19 protein-coding genes are annotated in these 20191 nt (G+C 74.8%); 11 read left to right on the top strand and 8 right to left on the bottom strand.

Features of this window, described 5'->3' with window-relative positions; all coding sequences use genetic code 11:
* Window positions 1-4: 4 nt before the first annotated feature.
* Together pdxA and OHS33_RS02160 are read right to left on the bottom strand one after the other, a co-directional pair.
* The gene (pdxA, locus tag OHS33_RS02165; protein ID WP_330328658.1) at window positions 5-994 is read right to left on the bottom strand and encodes a 4-hydroxythreonine-4-phosphate dehydrogenase PdxA; all 990 of its coding nucleotides are present in this window, start codon (window positions 992-994) and stop codon (window positions 5-7) included.
* Entirely contained in the window at window positions 991-2202 is a 1212-nt protein-coding gene (locus tag OHS33_RS02160) for a four-carbon acid sugar kinase family protein (protein ID WP_330328657.1), read from the bottom strand. The genes pdxA and OHS33_RS02160 overlap by 4 nt, the downstream gene beginning before the upstream one ends.
* A gap of 115 nt (window positions 2203-2317) precedes the next feature.
* On the opposite strand from OHS33_RS02160, the gene OHS33_RS02155 reads away from it, so the two are divergent.
* Entirely contained in the window at window positions 2318-3238 is a 921-nt protein-coding gene (locus OHS33_RS02155) for a LysR substrate-binding domain-containing protein (protein ID WP_330328656.1), read from the top strand.
* Window positions 3239-3240: 2 nt separating this feature from the next.
* Here the strand turns inward: OHS33_RS02155 and OHS33_RS02150 are convergent, their stop codons facing one another.
* Both OHS33_RS02150 and OHS33_RS02145 read right to left on the bottom strand, forming a co-directional pair.
* The gene (locus OHS33_RS02150) at window positions 3241-3828 is read right to left on the bottom strand and encodes a GNAT family N-acetyltransferase (RefSeq protein ID WP_330334869.1); all 588 of its coding nucleotides are present in this window, start codon (window positions 3826-3828) and stop codon (window positions 3241-3243) included.
* A gap of 83 nt (window positions 3829-3911) precedes the next feature.
* A complete protein-coding gene (locus OHS33_RS02145) occupies window positions 3912-4397 on the bottom strand; it encodes a hypothetical protein (protein ID WP_330328655.1) in 486 nt (161 codons plus the stop codon).
* Window positions 4398-4503: 106 nt separating this feature from the next.
* Between OHS33_RS02145 and OHS33_RS02140 the strand changes: the two genes are divergently transcribed.
* Window positions 4504-4824: a hypothetical protein gene (locus tag OHS33_RS02140; RefSeq protein WP_330328654.1), complete on the top strand. Its 321-nt coding sequence runs from the start codon at window positions 4504-4506 to the stop codon at window positions 4822-4824.
* On the opposite strand, the gene OHS33_RS02135 is transcribed toward OHS33_RS02140, so the two are convergent.
* Window positions 4796-5626, bottom strand: a complete 831-nt coding sequence (locus tag OHS33_RS02135; RefSeq protein WP_330328653.1) for a MerR family transcriptional regulator — start codon at window positions 5624-5626, stop codon at window positions 4796-4798. The genes OHS33_RS02140 and OHS33_RS02135 overlap by 29 nt on opposite strands.
* A gap of 126 nt (window positions 5627-5752) precedes the next feature.
* Window positions 5753-6241 carry a hypothetical protein gene (locus OHS33_RS02130; protein ID WP_330328652.1) on the bottom strand — a complete coding sequence of 163 codons (489 nt, stop codon included), beginning with the start codon at window positions 6239-6241 and terminating at the stop codon, window positions 5753-5755.
* Window positions 6242-6607: 366 nt separating this feature from the next.
* Between OHS33_RS02130 and OHS33_RS02125 the strand changes: the two genes are divergently transcribed.
* On the top strand, window positions 6608-7384 hold the full coding sequence (locus tag OHS33_RS02125) for a peptidoglycan-binding domain-containing protein (protein ID WP_330328651.1): 777 nt from the start codon (window positions 6608-6610) through the stop codon (window positions 7382-7384).
* A 21-nt stretch (window positions 7385-7405) separates the two neighbouring features.
* Here OHS33_RS02125 and OHS33_RS02120 read toward each other — a convergent pair whose 3' ends face one another.
* A complete protein-coding gene (locus OHS33_RS02120; RefSeq protein ID WP_330328650.1) occupies window positions 7406-8170 on the bottom strand; it encodes an SDR family NAD(P)-dependent oxidoreductase in 765 nt (254 codons plus the stop codon).
* A 183-nt stretch (window positions 8171-8353) separates the two neighbouring features.
* On the opposite strand from OHS33_RS02120, the gene OHS33_RS02115 reads away from it, so the two are divergent.
* The 7 genes from OHS33_RS02115 (at window position 8354) to OHS33_RS02085 (ending at window position 17371) form a co-directional block, all read left to right on the top strand.
* Complete coding sequence (locus OHS33_RS02115) at window positions 8354-9664, top strand: ATP-binding protein (protein WP_330328649.1); 1311 nt, start codon at window positions 8354-8356, stop codon at window positions 9662-9664.
* Window positions 9661-10758 (top strand): tetratricopeptide repeat protein, encoded by a 1098-nt coding sequence (locus OHS33_RS02110; RefSeq protein ID WP_330328648.1) that lies wholly within the window; start codon window positions 9661-9663, stop codon window positions 10756-10758. Before OHS33_RS02115 ends, OHS33_RS02110 begins: the two co-directional genes overlap by 4 nt.
* Complete coding sequence (locus OHS33_RS02105) at window positions 10755-11912, top strand: tetratricopeptide repeat protein (protein WP_330328647.1); 1158 nt, start codon at window positions 10755-10757, stop codon at window positions 11910-11912. The genes OHS33_RS02110 and OHS33_RS02105 overlap by 4 nt, the downstream gene beginning before the upstream one ends.
* Window positions 11913-12021: 109 nt before the next feature.
* Window positions 12022-12483: a hypothetical protein gene (locus OHS33_RS02100; RefSeq protein ID WP_330328646.1), complete on the top strand. Its 462-nt coding sequence runs from the start codon at window positions 12022-12024 to the stop codon at window positions 12481-12483.
* 205 nt (window positions 12484-12688) lie between these two features.
* On the top strand, window positions 12689-15178 hold the full coding sequence (locus OHS33_RS02095; RefSeq protein WP_330328645.1) for a glycoside hydrolase family 3 C-terminal domain-containing protein: 2490 nt from the start codon (window positions 12689-12691) through the stop codon (window positions 15176-15178).
* A 37-nt stretch (window positions 15179-15215) separates the two neighbouring features.
* Complete coding sequence (locus OHS33_RS02090; protein ID WP_330328644.1) at window positions 15216-16322, top strand: LacI family DNA-binding transcriptional regulator; 1107 nt, start codon at window positions 15216-15218, stop codon at window positions 16320-16322.
* Between the two features lie 281 nt (window positions 16323-16603).
* Window positions 16604-17371 carry a YoaK family protein gene (locus tag OHS33_RS02085; RefSeq protein ID WP_330328643.1) on the top strand — a complete coding sequence of 256 codons (768 nt, stop codon included), beginning with the start codon at window positions 16604-16606 and terminating at the stop codon, window positions 17369-17371.
* A gap of 10 nt (window positions 17372-17381) precedes the next feature.
* Here the strand turns inward: OHS33_RS02085 and OHS33_RS02080 are convergent, their stop codons facing one another.
* Window positions 17382-18677, bottom strand: a complete 1296-nt coding sequence (locus tag OHS33_RS02080) for an ROK family transcriptional regulator (protein WP_330328642.1) — start codon at window positions 18675-18677, stop codon at window positions 17382-17384.
* A gap of 183 nt (window positions 18678-18860) precedes the next feature.
* On the opposite strand from OHS33_RS02080, the gene OHS33_RS02075 reads away from it, so the two are divergent.
* The gene (locus tag OHS33_RS02075) at window positions 18861-20180 is read left to right on the top strand and encodes an ABC transporter substrate-binding protein (RefSeq protein ID WP_330328641.1); all 1320 of its coding nucleotides are present in this window, start codon (window positions 18861-18863) and stop codon (window positions 20178-20180) included.
* Window positions 20181-20191: the final 11 nt, after the last annotated feature.

The raw sequence follows: 20191 nt of genomic DNA, 5'->3' as shown, positions 1-20191 counted from the left end.
TCGGTCAGGGGCGGTCCGGTGCCCCTGAGGACAGGCGGTCGGCGTGGCGCAAGGCGGTCAGCAGACTGGTGTGGTCGGCCGTGCCGAGACCCGCGATGTCGAAGGCGGTGCCGTGGTCGACGCTCGTGCGGACGAAGGGCAGGCCGATGGTGATGTTGACGCCGTGCTCGATCCCGAGGTACTTGACGGGGATCAGGCCCTGGTCGTGGTACTGGGCGACCACGGCGTCGAAGGCTCCGGCGCGGGCTCGCATGAAGACCGTGTCGGCGGGCCAGGGTCCGCTCGCCCGGATGCCTTCGCTCTGCGCGGCATGGATGGCGGGGGTGATGACGTCCAGGTCCTCGCGGCCGAACAGGCCGTTCTCCCCCGCGTGGGGGTTGAGGCCGGCCACGGCGATGCGCGGGGCGGGCAGACCGCCGCGCTGGAGCGTGCGGTGGGTGAGGCGGATGACGTCGAGTTCGCGGGCGGTGGTGATCGCGTCGATCGCGGTGCGGAGGGACTGGTGCACGGTGACCAGGACGACCCGCAGCTCGTCGGTGGCCATCATCATCGCGTAGTCCGTGGTGCCGGACAGGTCGGCGAGGATCTCGGTGTGCCCGGGGTGGGGGACGCCGGACATGCGCAGTGCTTCCTTGTTGATCGGAGCGGTCACCAGGGCCCGTACCTCGCCGGCCATGGCGAGCTGGATACCGCGGCGGACGTACTGGAAGGACGCCGCTCCGGCACGGGCGTCGAGCGTGCCCCAGGGCAGGTCGACCGGAAGGCCGTTCTCGGTGAGGACGTCCACCGTGCCGGGTGCGAACGTCGCGTGGCCGACGGATGTGATGGGGCGGATGGTGAGCTGTGTGCCGGCGATCCTGTCGGCGCGGGCGAGGACGTCCGCGTCGCCGATGACGACGACGGGCACCGTGCGCCGGGGATCGGCACACGCTTTGAGGGTGATCTCGGGGCCGATGCCGCAGGGGTCGCCCATGGTGATGGCGATCGGGGTCATGGGTGGTCTCCCGGGTCGGGGTCGCAGGGATGTCGGATGAGATGGCACAGGCGCAGGAGCATGGCGTCGTCGCCGAAGCCGCCCGCCTTGATCAGCACGGGGAGGGGGAGCCGCCCGAGCAGGGTTCCGCGGGCGACGCCGGGTTCGGGTTCGTCGACCAGGCCGATGCCGGTGGCATCGAGGGTCCGGAGCACGGTCGCGGCCGTTTCTCCCCCGGTGACGACGAGCGCGTCGACCAAGCCCTCTTCGATCAGCGCCTGGACGACCGCTGCCAGCGAGCGGGCGAGTGCTCGCGCGGTGTGTGGCGCGTGGCGCTCATCGGGTGTCCGCAGGGTGAGGACGGGGGCCGTCAGGCCGCGCAGCGTCTCCACTGCCGTGGCCGGATCGCCGCTGACGGTGATCCCCTGGACATCCGCCCGGGCACGGAGCGCGGCCAGCTGAGCCCGGCTCGTGGGGTTGGCGCTTCCTACGACGATCAGTGGGCGCCGGGCCGGCGCGGGCACCGGAGCAGCGCTGCCGGCAGCGCGTGCGCACCGTCGGGCGAGGGCGGCCGCCAGACCCGGGGAGCCGACCCACAGCACGTCGTCGAGGCGTGGCACCGCCGCCACCAGGCGGTCGAGGTCGCCGTCACTGGCGGCGGAGCAGACGATCAGGTCACCGTTGCCGATCAGCCCGGGCAGCTCGGCCGCGAACCCCGGCCCCGGCCCTGGCTCTGCGAGAACGGCCTCCGGGAACAGGGTCACGAGGTCCGAGCACCGCACGGGGTGTACCGGGTCACGTGCGAAGTCGCTCTCGTGGACCGGCACACCCCGTACGTACTGGACTCCCGCCACCGTCACCCTGCCCTCCGCCGGGAAGGCCGGAGCGATGACGACGGCCCGCCGCCGCGATCCCGCCCGCGCGGCCCGGACCTCTGCCGCGACATGACCGCGCAGGGTGGAATCCACCGTCTTGAAGAGCAGCTCGGAGCCGGCGAACAGGCGCGCCGCGCGCCACGTGTGCAGAGCGGCGGACTCCTCGTCCAGGACGCGGCTCCCGAGGTCGACCGCGGTCACGCCCGTGGCGTGCCGCGGCACCGCCGCCGGGGCGGCGAGCAGGATCCGGGCCTCGTGGCCGGTCCGGCGGAACGGTGCGGCACCGTCCCCGGCGCTGGTGAGGTCATCCGCCAGGACGGTGATGCCCGACCGCACCTCGTCGCGGAATGTCATGTCATGTTCCACCTCTCCGCAGGCCAGCATTTTCTGTGACTGGATCGATGGTCGTTCAGGCAAAGGGGCTGGACAAACGATTCGTTCTCACGGGACCTGTGAATAAAATTCACGCATGCGATGGCCGGGTCTGCCCCCTCTGAACACTCTGCTGCCCTTCGAAGCGACCGTCCGGCACGCGAGCATGACCGCGGCGGCGCAGGAACTGCACGTGACGCACGGCGCGGTGAGCCGACAGATCCAGAACCTGGAGCGGTCCCTCGGGACAACACTGTTCGAGCGGCAGGCACGCGCGCTGCGCCCGACCCCGCAGGCTCGTCAGCTGGCGGCCGTCGTCCGGGACGCACTCGATCAGATCGATGCGGCCGCCCGGCAGATCTCGCACCGCACCACCGCAGGACCGCTCACCCTCTCGTGCGAGCCCACGCTCTTGATGCGGTGGCTCATTCCCCGCCTGCCCGATCTGGCCGCGAACGTCCCGGGCGTCACGGTCCACCTGTCCGCGGGCGGCGGTCCCGTCTTCTTCGAGCGGGACGACATCGACCTCGCGATCCGCCGGGACGACTTCCCGTTTCCCGAAGAGGTGAGCCGGACCCGCTTGTTCGCGGAGCGGATCGGACCCGTCTGCCGGCCCGATCTCGCGGCCCGCCTGACCGGCGCCGCCGACCTGGTGGGGGCTGCCGACCTGACGGGGGCCGCCCTCCTGCACACCGGCACGCGGCCGCAGGCGTGGGACGACTGGCGACGCATCACCGGCATGACAGCGGAGCCCGCCTCCGAGCAGACCCTGGAGCACTTCTACCTGACTCTCCAGGCTGCCGTGGCAGGCGTCGGGGTCGCGATCGCCCCGTACGCCGTCGTCCGCGACGACCTGGAGCGAGGACAACTCGTCGCACCCTTCGGTTTCGTTCCCGACGGCACCGGCTACCACCTCCTCAGCCGTCAACCACCCGAGCGGGACGCACGCGTCCGTCGGCTGACGGCATGGCTGCGGGCCGAGACGACCCGGCTCGAAGCCGATTCAGACCAGGCGTGACATCAGCGCGCGCGGGGAGGCCCGCCCCGCCGCCAGCGGACCTCGCCGTCCTGCACCTCGGAGGTGGGGGCGAGTCCGCAGGCGGCGGCCACCGCCGCCGAGGCGTGGTGGTCCGGATGGACGTGCGCGACCACCGTGTGCGCGACGGTGGCCCGGCCGTCGGAGGCGTCCGTCAGCCGGGCCACCAGCGCGTACGCGGCCTCCCGCGCGAACCCCCGGCCCTGCCAGGCCGTGCCGATCACCCAGGCCACCTCCGCGGCGCCGTCCGCGACGGTGGCCTGTACGGTCCCCACCAGCCGCCCGTCACCGCGCACCCGCACCACCCAGTTGCCCCACAGGACCGCCGGGTCGGGCGAACCCGCACTCTGCCGGGCGTAGCGTGCGCGCAGCGCGTCGACATCTTCCGGTTCCCCACCGGTGAAGCGGTACAGCGCAGGGTCACCCAGCACCCCGGCCATCTCCTCCGCATGCCCCACGGCCAACGGCACCAACTCCACCCGCGCCGCCGGAATCACCCCGGGCAGCCCCGGCGGCCCGGAGGGCCCCACCGTCTCGCCGTCGGTGACCCGGGTCGCGAAGGCGTCCATCATGCTCATCCGACGAGCGTGCACGAACGGCGTCGGGAGCGACAGTGGATTTCGGCGCGGGGGACGGGCCGGGCCGGGGGCCGTGTTCAGTGCCGCGGTTCCACCTCCAGGAAGCGGCGGCGGCGCGGGCCCCGGTAGAGCAGGCACTCCCAGCCGTGCCGCCCGAGCGTCTCGGCGCAGGCCGTCAGCCGCTCCTCCTCCGCCCCGGCGGCCCCGCCGCCCGGGGGACCCACCCAGGTCACCTCGACCCGTTCCGGGGCTTCCCCGGGCCGTACCCGGTAGCCGGTGGCGGTGCGCCCGCCCGCCGCGTCCAGCGCCGACGGCGCGAAGCCCGCCGCCTCCAGGACGAGCGCCACCGCGCGCGGCATCCGCTGCCGCTCCCAGGGCGCGGGGACGGCGTCCGGCCCCTCGGCCGCCGCGGAGCCGCCGCCCAGGATCCGGCGCATCGTGAGCAGGCCCTCGTAGGCCGTACGCACCTCCGCGGCCCGGGCCTTCGCCGCCGCCGGACCGCCCGTGGGCGCCGGTCCGTCACCCGTCGCGGGCTCGAACCCGCCGCTGTCGCCGTGCGCCATGGTGTCCTGCCCCTCCCGGCTCGCGCCGCCGACTGAGTACCACCCACCCAACGACCTGAGTACGCCGCCCGATTCCCCGCGCGGCCGCCGCTGGTCGAATGAGCACATGACATCCGACGCCGCCCTCCGCACCCGCCGCCCGAGCCTGCGGAACGTCACCACCGCCGGGAGCGCCCTCGCCGTGGCCCTGCTCCCGCTGGTCGTCGGCGTGCTGGTGGCCAAGGGGATGGCCGCCGACCCGCACACCCCGGTCAACGCCCTGATCACCGGCGGCGGGCAGCGGGCGGGCATCCCGCGCGCCGAGTGGCGCCGCCGCGGCCACCAGGCTCGTACCACCCTGCGCCGCCTGCGCCCCGCCGCGCTGCCTGCGCCGCCCGCGCGGACCCGCGGAAGAGCGGCTAGGCGATCGGCTCCTGGAGCTCGGTGACCCACTCCGCCCGGTCGGGCGGGCACGCGAGGGTCACTTCGCGCGCGTAACCGGCCGATCGCAGGCCCCGCGCGTCGATCCACCGCGCCAGGGCCTGCGAACTGGGCAGTACGTCGTCCATCGCGCCCCGGTGCACCACGGTGGCCGCGCGCTCCACCGCCGGGAGCACGACGATCGCCGTATCCGGGCCCAGGTCCTCGGCGCGGACCGCCGCCGCCACCGGCAGGGCCGCGTGGACGAGGATCGCCCCGCCGTCCGGCTCCGGCGCGTCCTCGTAGTACGCGACGCCGGGCCCCGTGGGCGTCACCCGGGCCGCCTCCAGCCGGGCGCACAGTTCGTCGTACAGCGGGCCGATGACCGGCCCGATGTCCTGCGGCGCGTAACTCGCGGCGATCCCGGTCAACTCGGCCAGCCGCACGGCGGGCAGGCTCTTGACCACGATGTCGTCGGTGGACATGGTTCCCTCGCTCTCGATGCTCCGGAGCCTCGTCTCGACCTGGCCGAGCCGGTCCGCCGCGGCGGCCATGGCGCTCTCCAGTTCCGCCCGGCGCAGCCGCAGCATGCCGCGCAGCTCTTGCGGACCCACCCGCTCGTCGAGGATCGACCCCACCTGCTGGAGGCTGAAGCCGAGTTCCTTGAGCGCGATGATCCGGTTGAGCCGCGAGAGCTGGGCGGCCTCGTAGTGGCGGTAGCCACTGCCGGGGTCGACACGGGCGGGGCGCAGCAGCCCGATGGCGTCGTAGTGACGCAGCATGCGGACCGACACCCGGCCGTGTTTGGCGAAGTCTCCGATGGTGAACATGACGCCTTCCAGTGCAGGGCCTCACACAGGGGGAGGGTCAAGTGATGATCGCGCTTTCCGGTGCGCGTTCTCCAGTGCGGTCGTTCACCTGCTGTCGTTCACCCGCGGTCGTTCACCTGCTGTCGTTCAGCCGCCGGACCGGCCCACGCACAGGTCCAGGACCGACGGCGGGAGGGCGCCCTCGGCGGCCGTGCACAGGTCGTCCATCTCCGGCTGCGCGGGCAGCCGCGCGGGCGGCGGGGCCGCGTACCGGCGCGGGTGCGACGGCGCGGGCTTGCGGGGGGCGGTCCGCCGGGGCGCCGACGGCGTCATGGCGCGCTCGCCGGTCCGGCGCGATTCCCCGGCCGCGGGTGCGGGTGCGGGCGGGGACGCGTCGGTGCCGGGGCCGGGCCGGACGGCCGGCGCCGGGTCGCTCTCCACGAACAGCGGGCCCGAGGGCGTACCGGCACGCATCGGCCCGTTGGGCCTGCCGAGCGGAGGCGGCGCGGGGGAATCGGCGGCCGGAACGGTGGGACGGGCGGGGGCCGGAGCAGGGGCGCCGTCACCGACGGAGCCGCATCCGGCGCTCGCGAGGAGCACGGCGAGGGACAGGGGAACGGCCCGGCGCAACTGCATCCCTCCACCATGCCCCATGCGCGGCCCGCACGACGGAGTCCCGTACCGCTTACGGGTGACGCCCGCTGGTCATCACGCTCGCGCTCCCGGTGGTACTGGCTCTGATCGGGACCCCGACCGGACCGGCCGCCGCGGAGGCGGCCACCTCGCTGGTGGTCGCCCCGTTCAACCCGGCCGTCGCCGCGGGGGCGTTCACCGGCGGGCCGGCGGTCGACCACCTCTCCACGCCCGCCGCCACCGTCCCGGCGGGCGTTTCCGGCCGGGGGGAACGGCCGGTTCCGGCCCCGCCGTCGGGGAGGCGTCGGGTTCGCGCTACGTTGACGCCGGGGGCCGCCCCCTGACCGCTGTCCCTGCCAGGAGACGACCGTGCCCCACCACCCCGATGAGAACGGCCCCGTCATCGACGACCGGCTCCTCGTGCGCCCCTACGTCGCCCACGGCGGGCGGCCGTCCCGCCGGGCGGCCCCGCACCGCACGGGCGCCCCGCCCTGGCCGCGGCACACCCCGGAGCCCGCACCGGCCCCCGCCCCGCGCGCCGAGGCGGCGACCGCGGCCGTGCCGACAGCGGCACCAGCACCGGCACCGGAACCGCCCACGGCCGGGCGGCGCGAACACGGCACGCGCAACTCGCTGGTGGTCCTCGCCCTCCTCGCGCTCCTCACCACGGGCACCCTGCTGGCCCTGCTCCACTCCCCGCCCGACGACCCGCCGCGCCCGGTGAGCCCGCCCGCGGCGGCCGGTCCCCGGCTGCTGGGCCGCAGCCCCGGCGCCGAGGAGCCCGCCGCGTCCTCGACCGGGTCCGTACGCCCTTCCGCGCCCGCCCCGTCGGCCTCCGCCCCGGCGGCTTCCGGCAGCCCGTCACCGGGCCGCTCCCCGTCGTCCGGGGGGCCCGTCGTCGAGCGGCCCCCGACGCCGACCGCCCCGACGGGCGGCGGCACCCTGCGGCCCGGCGACTCCGGGGCCGAGGTGCGCACCCTGCAGGAACGGCTCTTCGCGCAGGGGTTCACGTACGTCTCCGTCTCGGGCGTGTACGACGAGCAGACCCGGCGCGGCGTCAGGCAGTTCCAGCGCGACCGCGGCCTGACCGGCGACCCCTCGGGCATCTACGGCCCCCGGACCCGCGCCGCGATGGACGGCAGCTAGGCCTCTGCACGTGTGCGGGGGTCAGCGGCCGCCGGAGACGCGCAGGACCGTGCCCGTCGTGTACGAGGCGTCGGCGGACAGCAGCCAGGCGATCGCCGCCGCCACCTCCCCGGGCCGGCCCGGACGTCCCAGGGGGATCCCGGGGCCCGAGCGGGCCGCGCGGTCCGGGTCGCCCATCGCCGCGTGCATGTCGGTGTCGATGATGCCGGGCGCCACCGCGTTCACCCGGATCCCGTCCGCGCCGAGTTCCTTGGACAGGCCCACGGTCAGGGCGTCGGTACCGGCCTTGCTGGCCGCGTAGTGGACGTAGTCCCCGGGCGCCCCGAGCGTGGCGGCGGCCGAGGAGACGTTGACGATCGCCCCGCCGCCCGAGGCGGCCATGTCGCGGGCGGCCCGGCGGCAGCACAGCAGGTACCCGAGCAGGTTCACGTCCAGCACCCGCCGCAGGTCCTCGGTGCGCGCGTCCGCGAGGCGGCCCAGCGGCCCCGTCACCCCCGCGTTGTTGACCAGCCCGGTCACCGTGCCGAGTTCGGCCCGCGCCCGGTCGAACAGCCGGTCCACGTCGGCCTCCTCGGAGGTGTCCACGCGCACGGTCACGCACCGTCCGCCGGCCGCCCGCACCTTCGCCGCGGTGGCTTCGGCGGCGACGGTGTCGTGGACGTAACCGAGGGCCAGGTGGTGTCCGTCGGCGGCCAGGCGCAGGCAGGTCGCCGCTCCGATGCCCCTGCTGCCCCCGGTGACGACGGTGACCGGAGTGGTGGCGGGGGTGCTGGCCGGAACTGCCATGTGCTCTCTCCTACGGTTGGCGGGACAGGGGGGTTCCGCGAGCCGCTGGTCCGCGGCCCGGACACCCATGATCCACCGTCGCGCTGCGGGAGCACCTGTCGGCCGGCCAGTCAACAGGGGCCGGGTTTCGTCCCGACGGGGGCCGGGTTTCGTCCCCTCGGGTTCACTCCATAGGGTGAAGCCATGTCCGACGAGTCCCCCCTGATCCGGAGCCTGCGCACGGCGGTCGCCGCCGCGCCCGAGGACGTTCCCCTGCGCCTGCACCTCGCCGAGATGCTGCTCGCCGCGGGCCGCCCCGACGCCGCCGTGGCGGAGGCCGCCGTCGCCCTCCAGTACGCGCCCGCGGACGCCGACGTCCGCGCCCTGATGGTCCGTGCGATGGGCCTCCCGCCCGCCGGACCCGCGGCCCCGCCCGCCGCCCCGGCCACCCCCGGGACCCCCGCGGCCGCCCCCCGCTTCGACTGGGCCGCCGCGGAACAGGACCTCGACGGGGTCGTCGGCCCCCGCTTCGTGGCGGACTCCGGTGCCGGTGCCGGTGCCGAGGACGGCCGCGAACGGCCCCTCACCAGCGACGGCGCGGGCGGCCCGGACGGAGACGACGCCGACTCCCCCTGGGACATCGACGCGCCCGGGACCGTACGCCTCGCCGACGTCGGCGGCATGCAGGACGTCAAGGACCGGCTCGAAGCGGCCTTCCTCGCGCCCATGCGCAACCCGGAACTGCGCAAGCTCTACGGCAAGAGCCTGCGCGGCGGCCTGCTCCTCTACGGCCCGCCCGGCTGCGGCAAGACCTTCATCGCCCGCGCCGTGGCGGGCGAACTCGGCGCGAGCTTCATGTCCATCTCGCTCTCCGACATCCTCGACATGTGGATCGGCCGGTCCGAGAAGAACGTCCACGACATCTTCGAGACCGCCCGCCGTCAGGCGCCCTGCGTGGTCTTCCTCGACGAACTGGACGCCCTCGGCGCCAAGCGCAGCCGCACGGCCCACAGCGGTCTGCGCAATGTCGTGAACCAGCTGCTCACCGAACTCGACGGGGTCGGCAGCGGCGCCCACGAGGGGGTCTTCGTCCTCGCCGCCACCAACGTCCCCTGGGACGTGGACATCGCCCTGCGCCGCCCGGGCCGGCTCGACCGCACCCTGCTCGTGCTGCCGCCGGACGCCGCCGCCCGCGAGGCGATCCTCCACTACCACCTGCGCGAACGCCCCATCGAAGGCGTCGACCTGGGCAAACTCGCCAAGGCCACGGAGGACTTCTCCGGCGCGGACCTCGCCCACGTCTGCGAGACGGCCGCCGAGACCGCCCTGCTCGACTCCGCACGCACCGGCACCGTCCGCATGATCGGCATGAAGGACCTGCTCTCCGCCGCGAAGCAGATCCGCCCCTCCAGCGAGCCCTGGTTCGCCTCCGCCCGCAACGTGGCCATGTTCGCCAACGACGGCGGCATGTACGACGACCTGCTCGCCTACCTGAAGAAGAAGCGCAAGCTGTGACCGGGCAGCCCACCGTCAGGCCGCCGCGGCACGGGCGGGACCCGCTCGCCGAGCAGGGCATGGCCCTGGTCGATCTGGGCCGCGCCGACCGGGCCCTGGAGGTGCTCGGGCGCCGGCTGGCCGAAGACCCCGAAGACCTCTTCGCCCGGGTCTGGTTCGCCCGCGCCCACTTCCAGCTCCGGGACTACCAGCAGGCATACGACGCCACCGCCGAGGTGCTCGTCCGCGACCCCGAGCACTACGACGCCTACTTCGTCCGCTCCTTCTGCCTGCGCCGGGTCGGCCGCTACGCCGACGCGCTGGACATGATGGAACGCGCCGTCCGGATCGACCCGGACAACTGGCTCGCACGCGCCGGACGCGCCGAACTCCTCATGCTCGCCGACCCGCAGCGCCCCGACGAGGCCTGGGAGGAGGCGCGCGCCGCCGCCCGCCTCGGCCCCGAGGAGCGGTGGGTCCTCGAAGTGCTGCTCTACGTCGCCACCGAGACGGGACGCGCGGAGGCCGCCGAGGAAGCCCGCAAGACCCTGCTCGGCACGGACCCGGGCAACACCTTCGCCGTGCCCTACCTCGCCCGCCGCGAGGCCGACAAACCCGGGACCAGCGCGGCCCGGGCCGCCGACACCTTCGCCGCCGCGCTGGCCGCCGTACCCGGCTCGGCCGACCTGCGCTCCGGGCTTGACGCCGCCGTCTACCGGATGCTGCGCGGCACCCGCTGGCTCGCCCTCGCCTGCCTGGCCATCGCCGCGGCCGCCCTCGACGTCTTCCCGACCGAGGGCGAGGTGCCCAAGGCCCTGCCGCTGCCGATCGGCATGCGGCTGTGGGCGCTCGCCCTGATGAGCGCCGTCTGGGGCTTCGGCGCCTGGCGCCGCTACCGGCGGATGCGGCTCGGCGCGCGCCTGAGCGTGCGCCCGCTGATCGCCCGCGAGCCGTGGGCCCGGGTGGTGCTCGGCCAGGCGGCCTGGGCGACGCTCGCCGGAGTGCTGCTCGCCGTCGTCCCGTGGACCGCTCGCGGCGTTCCGCAGGTGGTGTTCTGGACCGGACTCGTCCCGGCCCTGGTGACCGTCCTCCACGACCGGAAGAAGATCAAATGAGCGCCGAGCCGCCCCGAGCCGACCCGCCCCACGACGAGGCGCCCCACGACGAGCCGCCCCGCGCGGAGCGGGCCGACGGCGACGGCGGCCTCGACCGCGCCGAGGCACTGCACGACCTCGGCCGCTTCGCGCAGGCCGCGGCGCTCGTCGGCGCCCATCTGGCCGAACACCCCGACGACGGAAGGGCGTTGATCCTGCTCGCCCGCTGCCGCCGCTCGCTCGGAGATCCGGCCGGCGCGCTGCGATGCGTCGACGAAGCCCTGCGCGTCGCACCCGACGACACCTACGCATGGCTCGTACGGGTCGACACCCTCACCAAGCTGGGCCGGTTCGCCGAGGCCGAACAGGCCGCGCACCGCTGCATCGCGCTCAGCCCGCTCTTCTGGGGTGGCCACCACTGCCTCGCGGTCGTCCTGGAACAGGGTGGACAGCGCGGCCGCCGCAAGGAGGCGTACGACGCCGCCCGGCGCGCCACCGAGCTGGAACCCCAGGCCCCGGCGGCCCACTTCATGGTCGGACTGCTCGCCCACCGCCTCGGCGACCGGGCCACCGCCCGGCTCGCCTACGAGACCACCCTCCGCCTCGATCCGGAGAACAGCGAGGCCCACAACAACCTGGCCACGCTCCACATGCGGCGCAGCTGGTTCAGCCGCGCCGCCTGGACCCGCGCCGCCGAGGGGTTCGTCGATTCCGCCGCCCTCGACCGGGACGACCGGCACGCCCGGCACAACCTGGAGGCCATGGCCTGGGGGGTCGCGGCCGGAGCCCGCTGGCCCGCCCTGATCGGATTCGTGCTCGCCATCGGCTCCCGGGCTCCGCAGGACGCCGGAGACACCGCCCGGACCGCCGTCACCGCGACCGTGGCGGTGCTGCTCGTGGGGCTGTGGGCGGGCTGGGTGCTGTGGCAGCGCGGCAAGATCTCCCCGAGGCTGCGGCGCCCGATGCTGCTCACCGCGCGCGCCTGCCCGCCGGTGGTCGCGATGGCCGTGCCGGTGGCGGTGATGGCCCTGTGCTCGGTGGTCGTCCTGGCCCTTCCGGGGCTCGGCGCCGGACTGGTCGGCGGGCTGGCCTTCCCGGTCTTCTGGGGGCTGATCCTCACGTACTGGATCAGCCGAGCGGCACTGAACCGGCGCTCACCGTCCCGGCGGCCATGATCGAGTCGACACGCGTCGGCGGAGGTCCGTAGCATCGAACCCGCATGAATCGCCCCATTGTGGGTGTTTTCGCTCCACATGGGGGAGACCGTCACGACGGGAGTCCAATGTGAACGCCACACCGAGTGACCTGCGCGGCCCGCGCGGCGCGTACGGCCCGCGCGGTCGCCGCGTCCGGATGGCCGCCGTCGGCGCGCTGTCCGCGGCCTTGCTGGCGGCCGGAGCCGCCGGTACCTTCGCCTCCGCCGCCGCGAGTCCCAAGCCGAGCCCCTCCGCCTCCGCCTCGGCCTCCACATCGACCGCCACCGTGACCCTCACGGCGACCCCGACCACGGTCAAGGCGGGCGGGAAGGTCACCTTCACCGGCCGGACGAAGGGCGTGCCGATCGGCGCCAAGGTGGTGCTGCAGCACAAGTACGGCACCAAGTGGACGACGCTGCACGCGAGTACGACCGTGAAACAGGGCAGTAGCTACTCCCTGGACAACACCTTCCGGGACAAGGGCAAGGAACAACTGCGGGTGATGGTCGGCGATGCCGTGTCGCCCACCGTGACCGTGACGGTGAACTGACCGCCCGGGAGCACCACTTCGCCGGGAAAACCTCTTCATCCGGAACAGCGCGGGAACCGAGCGGCCGCCGAGGCGTGCCGCTCGGTTCGCATGGCGTTCCGAACTCGCCGAGTGTTCACCACCGTTGACAGGCTCCGGAGGGGCCCGGGATCATCTGGGAGAGCGCTCTCCCGAGAACCCGGCGATCCGACGTGAAGGGGCCCGCATGCGCGGCGGTGGTGGTGGTGACGGCGAGGAATGCGTGCGACTGCTGGCGGACAAGCTGGACCTGCGGCAGAAGGTGCGGCTGCTGACCGGCGCGGACACCTGGCGGACCGCCGCCGAACCCGCCGTCGGGCTGCGGGAGATGGTCTTCTCGGACGGACCGGCCGGAGTGCGCGGCCCCGGCTGGGACGAGCGCGACACCTCCGCCCTGCTGCCCTCGGCGAGTGCGCTCGCCGCGCTCTGGGACGAGGACCGGGTACGCCGCCTCGGCGCGCTCCTCGGCGACGAGGCCCGGCGCAAGGGCGTCCACGTCCTGCTCGCCCCCACGCTCAACCTGCACCGCGGCCCCCTCGCCGGACGGCACTTCGAGTGCTTCTCCGAGGATCCGCTACTGGCCGGTCGCACCGGAGCCGCGCTGATCCGGGGCATCCAGTCCCGGGGTGTCGCGGCCACCGCGAAGCACTACGTCGCCAACGACTCGGAGACCGGCCGGCTGACCCTGGACGCCCGGATCGACGAGCGCGTGCTGCGCGAGCTGTACCTGGCGCCGTTCGAGCTGGCCGTGCGGGCCGGGGTCTGGCTGGTGATGTCGGCGTACAACGGGGTCAACGGCACCACCATGAGCGAGAGTTGCCTGCTCGCCGAGCCGTTGAAGGGGGAGTGGGGATTCGACGGGGCCGTGGTCTCCGACTGGGGCGCGGTCCGCTCGACGGCCGCCGCCGGGGCGGCCGCCCAGGACCTCGCGATGCCGGGGCCCTGCGGTCCGTGGGGCGAGGAACTGGTCCGGGCGGTACGGTCCGGCCGGGTCCGGGAGGAGGCCGTGGCCGACAAGACCCGCCGCCTGCTGCGCCTGGCGGCCCGGGTCGGCGCCCTGAACCCACCCGGGGGCCGTGCGGCAGCGCAGGGCCCCGCGGAGACGGGATCGGCCGCGGCGACGGAAGCGGCCGCGGCGACGGGAGCGGCCGCGGTGTTGCGGGATGCCGTGGCGGCCAGCGCCGTGCTGCTGGAGAACCGGGGGGTACTGCCGTTCGACGCGGGGCGGCTGCGCACCCTCGCGGTCATCGGCGCCCACGCCGGGGACCCGCGGGTCCAAGGGGGCGGCAGCGCCGAGGTGTTCCCGCACTCCGTGGTGAGCCCGCTCGACGGTATCCGGGCCGCGCTGCCCCCGCAGGTGCGGGTCCTGCACGCCCCGGGCCCGGCCCCGCACGACGGGGGACCGGTGCCCGTGGGGCGGGGGCTCTCCCGCGATCCGGAGACGGGTGAGCCGGGAGTGCGCACGCGCGTCCTGGACGCCCGGGGGGTCACCCTGCACTCGGTGTGCGTGCCCTCGGGCCGGGTGCTGGAGCCCGAACTCCCTCCCGGATCCGACACCGTCGAGCTGGCCGTCGTACTCCGTCCTGCGGTGAGCGGCGTCTGGACGCTCGGGCTGGGCGGCTTCGGGCGGATGCGGCTGACCGTGGACGGAGTGGATCTGCTCGACGGCGAGTTCCCGGCCGAGACGGACGACCCGGCCGTCGTGCACGTCCGGCCCCCGCTCCACACCGCCCGGATCCACCTCACCGAAGGCCGGGACGTGCGGGTGTCCGCACGCCGTCGGCTCGCGCCCGGCACCGGCCGGGCCACCGTCCTGGCCGCCGCGCCGCCCGCCCGGGACCCGGTCGAGGCGCTCGCGGCGGCGCGGGCCGCGGCGCGCGCGGCCGACGCCGTGGTCGTGGTCGTCGGCACCACCGACGGCACCGAGTGCGAGGGACGCGACCGCGGCGACCTGCGACTCCCGCCGCCCCAGGACGAGTTGGTGCGGGCGGTGCTGCGCGCCAACCCGCGCACGGCGGTCGTCGTCCAGGCGGGCGGGCCCGTCGAGCTGCCCTGGCGCGCGGACGCGGGCGCCGTGCTGCTGTCCTGGTTCCCGGGGCAGGAGGCGGGCGGCGGGCTCGCCGACGTCCTCCTCGGCCGGCGCGAACCGGGCGGCCGCCTCCCGACCACCTGGCCCGCCGTCCTCGCCGACGCCCCGGTCCGGGACACCCGCCCCGACGCCGACGGCCGACTCCCGTACGCCGAGGGGCTGCACATCGGCCACCGCGCCTGGCTGCGCACCGGCCGCGCGCCCGTGTACTGGTTCGGGCACGGACTCGGCTACACGGACTGGAACTTCGAGAGTCTGGACCGTTCCCCGGCCGAACAGGCCACGGACACCGTCGAGTTCATGGTGACCCTGCGCAACACCGGGGCGCGGTACGGCCGTCAGGTGGTCCAGCTGTACCTGGCCCGCCCCGGCTCGGCCGTGGACCGCCCGGCGCGCTGGCTCGCGGGCTGGGCCGCCGCCGAGGCCGGCCCGGGGGAGCGGGTGACGGCGGTGGTACGGATCCCCGAGCGCGCCCTCCAGTACTGGTCCCCGGCGGCCGGGACCTGGGTCACGGAACCGGGCGGGTACGAGGTGCTCGCCGGACCGACGGCGGGCGACCTGCCGCTCCGGACCGTGCTGGAGGTGTAGGCGCGGGCCGGCCCGGACCGGGAGATACAGTGCCGCCATGGACACGGGGCGGCACACGGGCGGGAGCGGTGGCGCGGGGTCGGGCGCGGGCGCCGCGCCGACCCTGGAGGACGTCGCCCGGGCCGCCGGGGTGTCCCGCGCCACCGTGTCCCGCGTGGTCAACGGCATCCGCAACGTGGATCCCGCGATCCGGCAGGCCGTCCAGCGCGCGGTGGACGCCACCGGGTACGTGCCCAACCGGGCCGCCCGCTCCCTGGTGACCCGGCGGGCCGGGGCGGTCGCGCTGGTGGTCTCCGGGGCGGGCACGGACACACCGGACGAGTTCGCGGCCCGGGTCTTCCAGGACCCCTTCTTCGGCCGGGTGGTCAGCGGCGTGGTGCGCGCGCTGCGCCCGCGCGGGGTGCATCCGGTACTGATGTGCGCCGAAACGGACGCGGACCGGGCAGAGTTGGTCGCTTACCTCGCCCAAGGTGGCGCGGACGGAGCCCTGTTGGTCTCCACCCACCCGCACGACCCGCTGCCGGGACTGCTCGCGCGGGCCGGACTGCCCGCCGTCCTGTTCGCGCGGCCCGAACCGGACGTGCCCCTGCCGTCGGTGGACCTGCGGCACCGGGACGGCGGCGCGCTCGCGGCCGGGCACCTGCTGGCGGGCGGCCGCCGCCGCATCGCGGTCATCGCGGGGCCCGCCGGCGTACCGGCGAGCCGGGAGCGGGTGGCGGGCTGCGCGGAGGCCCTCGGGGCGACCGGGCGGCCGCCGCTCGCGGTCGCCGGGGCGGACTTCACGGTCGAGGGCGGTGAAGGGGCCATGCTCCGGCTGCTCGCCGAACACCCGGACCTGGACGGGGTGTTCGCGGCCAACGACCTGATGGCCCAGGGCGCCTGCCTGGTGCTGCGCGAGCACGGCCGGCGGATCCCGGACGACGTGGCCGTCGTCGGCTTCGACGACTCCAGCGCCGCCCTGTCCTGCCGCCCGCGGCTGACGACCGTACGCCAGCCGGTGGAGGACATGGCGGCGGAGATGGTCCGGCTGCTGCTCGACGCCGTGGCGGCTCCCGTGGCGGCTGCGCCGGCGGTCGGGACCGCGGTGGAAGCCGCCACGCCGGTGCTGTTCGAGCCGCGGCTGGTCGTCCGGGATTCGGCCTGACCTGGCGACGGCCGATCCCGGGCGCCCAGACCCGCGGCGAGGTCGTGCATGCTCACCAAGCGACCTCAGCGGGCCGCGCGTGGACCGTCATGGGCGACTTCAACCGTGACCCGGAACACCATGAGAACGGGGACTCTGTCAGGGGCGCCAACGCTCCGCCAGCGAGGCGGCCCGCACCGCGTCGGCAATCCCCGCCGGGAGTCGCTGACCCCGGAGCGCACCGCTGATCAGTACGATTCCCCCGTCGGCGGCTCGGCCGCAGATCCTGAGGGAGTGCGCGCATGGAATCCGATCCGCCGCCCCGCCCGACCGCCACCGCGCGTCGCGGGGCGCTGCGCATACTGGGCGACCTGCTGTTCCCGCCCGGCCCGGCCCCCGGTCCGGCGGGAGGGGACGCGGGCGCGGGGAACCCGCACGGGGTGCTGCCCCCGCTGCTGATCGTCCTGACCTTCGTCAGCGGACTGGTCGACGCGGTCAGCTTCCTCGGGCTCGACCACGTCTTCGTCGCGAACATGACCGGGAACGTCGTCTTCCTCGGCTTCGCGCTCGCCGGGGACCGCACCCTGTCCGCGGAGGCCTCCGCGGTGGCCCTGGCCGCCTTCCTCGCCGGGGCGCTGGTGGCCGGGAGGCTGCGCCGGACGAGGGAGGCCGCGGGTCTGGCCGGCCCGTTGGTGGCCGTGCAGGCCGCCTTGGTGGGTGCGGCGCTCGCGACCCGGGAGGGCGGCGCCGGGCAGCTCGCCGTCATCGTCCCGCTGGCCCTCGGCATGGGCCTGCAGAACGGGGTCGTGCACCGGCTCGGCGTGCCCGACCTGACCACCACGGTCGTCACCCGGGCGCTGGCCGGGCTCGCCGCCGACCGCTGGGGTCCGGCCTCGGTACGCCGTCTGGTCACCGTACTGACCCTGCTCGCCGGGGCGTTGACGGGCGGCGCGCTCACCCTCGGACACGGGCCGCGCCCGGCGCTCGTACTGGCGACCCTGCTGCTGCTCGTGGTCGCCCTGGCGGCGACCCGCGCGGCCCGGGCGCCCCGGGCCCGTCCCGCGCCCTGAGGAAGGCCCGTCAGCGGCTCCCGCCCCGCGTGGCCAGGGAGGCGTGCCAGCCCGGGGGTTCGGCCGGGGGAGCGGGGGCGGGGCGGCGGCCGCCCGTGGTGAAGAAGGCCGACAGGGGCAGGGTGGCGGCGCCCACGGTGACCGCGTCCGGGCCCAGTGAGCCGAGGTCGATGGTGACCCGGTCGGCGGGGTGGCGCAGCGAGTGGCGCCGGGCGTGTGCGCGGACCGAGGGCAGGATGTGCGGGCCCAGCATCAGCCCCGCCCAGCCGCCGATCAGGATCCGCTCGGGCTGGAAGAGGTTGATGAGGTCGGACAGTCCGGCGCCCAGGTACTCGGCGGTCTCCTCCAGGACGTCCACGGCCACCGGGTCCCCGGCCGTGGAGTGCGCGAGCAGCACCGCGAGGGCCTCCTCCTCGTCCTGGACCTCCCCGGCGCCGCCGCCCCGCTCCGCCCACCGGGCCAGCAGCGATTCGGCCCCGGTGTACGCCTCCAGGCAGCCCAGGGCGCCGCACCGGCAGCGCCGCCCGCGCACCGACACCGTCAGGTGGCCCCACTCCAGCGGGGTGCCGTCGGTGGAACCGCCCTCGGGGGAGCCGTCGGTGACCAGGCTGGCGCCCACGCCGGAGCCGAACAGGACGACGACGGCCTCGCGCGCCCCGCGCCCCGCCCCGAACCACATCTCCGCCTGGCCGAGGGTGCGGGCGCCGTTGTCGATGAGGTACGGGACCTCCTCGGGCACGGCCCCGGTGGCGCGCAGCAGGGCCTCCAACGGGACCGCGTCCCAGCCGATGGTCTGGCCGTGCACCACGGTGCCGCCGGGCGCGCCGCGCTCGATGATGCCGGGGACGCCGATGCCGACGCCCAGGAGCCGGTCCGTACCGACGCCCGCCTCGGCGAGGACGGCGGCGATGCCGGTGCGGATGTGGTCGACGATGGGCCCGACGTCGTAGCAGCCGCGCGGCAGCAACGGGAGTTCGGTGCGGGCGAGTTCGGTGAGGGTCAGGTCGAACAGCTCGACCCGGACCCGGGTTTCGCCGACGTCGACCCCGATCATGTGGGCGCTGCCGGGCGCCACCCGGAGCAGGGTGCGCGGCCGGCCGCCGTCGGAGTCGACGATGCCCGCTTCCTCCAGCAGGCCGTCGGCGACCAGTTCGCCGACCACGTTGCTGACGGATCCGGAGCTGAGTCCGGTGACCGGGCCCAGCTCCTGGCGGCTCATGGGTCCGCCGAAGTACAACCGCTGCAGCACGGCGCTGCGGTTGCCGCGCCGCAGGTCCCGCACCGTACGTCCGTGACTGCCCGTCATGTGGCTCCTTCCGCCCTGACAACGATTCGCAACATACCCTTGCGCGACCCCTTGACGCGACCCTTTCCCGAGGCTTAACTCACGTCCTAAATTAAGGCCTGGAAGCGACGGGGCGGCCGAAAGGCGGCCCCCGGACCTCCAACAGGCCGCTCGCCCGACCCTGTTGAAAGGGGCCGATCCGCCATGCGCAGAACCCGAGCCGCGGCCGCCGCCGTGGTCACCGCTTCCCTGCTGGCCGCCGCCACCGCATGCGGCGGCGGTTCCACCGGCGACGAGGGCGGTTCCAACACCGCCCCCAAGGAACTCACCTACTGGGCCTCCAACCAGGGCCCCGACATCGCGGCGGACCAGGCGACCCTCGGCCCGGAGCTGAAGAAGTTCGAGGAGCGGACCGGCATCAAGGTCAAGCTGGAGGTCGTCCCCTGGGCCGACCTTCTCAACCGTATCCTGGCGGCCACCGCCTCCGGCCAGGGTCCGGACGTGCTCAACATCGGCAACACCTGGTCCTCCTCCCTCCAGGCCACCGGCGCGCTGCTGCCCTGGAACGCCGAGAACTTCGAAGCGATCGGCGGGCGCGACCGCTTCGTCGAGTCCGCGATCGGCTCCGCGGGGGCGAGCGGCCAGGACCCGGCCGCCGTCCCCCTGTACTCCATGTCGTACGCGCTCTACTACAACAAGAAGATGTTCCGGGAAGCGGGCATCGCGAAGCCGCCCGCCACCTGGGACGAGATGGTCACCACCGGCCAGAAGCTGTCCAAGGACGGCAAGTGGGCGCTGGGCGCGGAGGGTTCGAACCTTTCGAACAACATCCACCAGGCCTTCGTCCTGTCCAGGCAGCACGGCGCCGCGTTCTTCGACCAGGCGGGCAAGCCCACCTTCGACACCCCGGCCAACGTCGAAGCGGTCAAGCAGTACGTCGACCTGATGGCCAAGGACAAGATCATCGCGCCCGGCAACGCCGAGTACGACAAGAACCAGTCCCTCCAGGACTTCGCCAACAACAAGACCGCCATGGTGCTCTGGCAGAGCGCGGCCAGCAGCTTCAAGGCTCACGGCATGAAGGAGGGCGACTGGGGCGTGGCCCCCGTCCCGGTCCCCGCGGGCGGCGCACCCGGCCAGGGCAGGAACACCAACTCCATGGTCGCGGGCATCAACATGGCCGTCTTCAAGAACACCGACAACATCGACGGCGCGCTGCGGTTCGTGAAGTTCATGACCAGCGACGAGGAACAGAAGCTGCTCAACAAGACCTACGGCTCGATCCCGCCGGTCAAGGCCGCCCAGCAGGACCAGGCCTTCGCCACCGAGGACCTCACCGTCCTGCGCACCACCCTGGGCACCAGCGCCGCCCCGCTCCCGCAGGTCCCCGAGGAGTCCCAGTTCGAGACGGCCGTCGGCACCGCCGTCAAGGAACTCTTCGCCGACGCCGCCGCCGGGCGCGCCGTCACCACCGAATCCGTGAAGGCCAAGCTGTCCAAGGCCCAGCAGCAGATGGCGAAGTGAGCCCCCACCCA

Source organism: Streptomyces sp. NBC_00536 (assembly GCF_036346295.1).
GTDB lineage: Bacteria > Actinomycetota > Actinomycetes > Streptomycetales > Streptomycetaceae > Streptomyces.
The sequence above is the reverse complement of the archived record's forward strand: the minus strand, read 5'-3'. Positions and strand labels throughout refer to the sequence as shown.

Bases quoted from the DNA above. Each gene is read 5' to 3' on its own strand.
- OHS33_RS02115 (WP_330328649.1), top strand. From the start codon at position 8,354: ATGTCCGACGAGTCCCCCCTGATCCGGAGCCTGCGCACGGCGGTCGCC.
- OHS33_RS02150 (WP_330334869.1), bottom strand. From the start codon at position 3,828: ATGATGGACGCCTTCGCGACCCGGGTCACCGACGGCGAGACGGTGGGG.
- OHS33_RS02085 (WP_330328643.1), top strand. From the start codon at position 16,604: ATGGAATCCGATCCGCCGCCCCGCCCGACCGCCACCGCGCGTCGCGGG.
- OHS33_RS02080 (WP_330328642.1), bottom strand. From the start codon at position 18,677: ATGACGGGCAGTCACGGACGTACGGTGCGGGACCTGCGGCGCGGCAAC.
- pdxA (WP_330328658.1), bottom strand. From the start codon at position 994: ATGACCCCGATCGCCATCACCATGGGCGACCCCTGCGGCATCGGCCCC.
- OHS33_RS02155 (WP_330328656.1), top strand. From the start codon at position 2,318: ATGCGATGGCCGGGTCTGCCCCCTCTGAACACTCTGCTGCCCTTCGAA.
- OHS33_RS02090 (WP_330328644.1), top strand. From the start codon at position 15,216: ATGGACACGGGGCGGCACACGGGCGGGAGCGGTGGCGCGGGGTCGGGC.
- OHS33_RS02120 (WP_330328650.1), bottom strand. From the start codon at position 8,170: ATGGCAGTTCCGGCCAGCACCCCCGCCACCACTCCGGTCACCGTCGTC.
- OHS33_RS02075 (WP_330328641.1), top strand. From the start codon at position 18,861: ATGCGCAGAACCCGAGCCGCGGCCGCCGCCGTGGTCACCGCTTCCCTG.
- OHS33_RS02160 (WP_330328657.1), bottom strand. From the start codon at position 2,202: ATGACATTCCGCGACGAGGTGCGGTCGGGCATCACCGTCCTGGCGGAT.
- OHS33_RS02105 (WP_330328647.1), top strand. From the start codon at position 10,755: ATGAGCGCCGAGCCGCCCCGAGCCGACCCGCCCCACGACGAGGCGCCC.
- OHS33_RS02145 (WP_330328655.1), bottom strand. From the start codon at position 4,397: ATGGCGCACGGCGACAGCGGCGGGTTCGAGCCCGCGACGGGTGACGGA.
- OHS33_RS02095 (WP_330328645.1), top strand. From the start codon at position 12,689: ATGCGCGGCGGTGGTGGTGGTGACGGCGAGGAATGCGTGCGACTGCTG.
- OHS33_RS02135 (WP_330328653.1), bottom strand. From the start codon at position 5,626: ATGTTCACCATCGGAGACTTCGCCAAACACGGCCGGGTGTCGGTCCGC.
- OHS33_RS02140 (WP_330328654.1), top strand. From the start codon at position 4,504: ATGACATCCGACGCCGCCCTCCGCACCCGCCGCCCGAGCCTGCGGAAC.
- OHS33_RS02130 (WP_330328652.1), bottom strand. From the start codon at position 6,241: ATGCAGTTGCGCCGGGCCGTTCCCCTGTCCCTCGCCGTGCTCCTCGCG.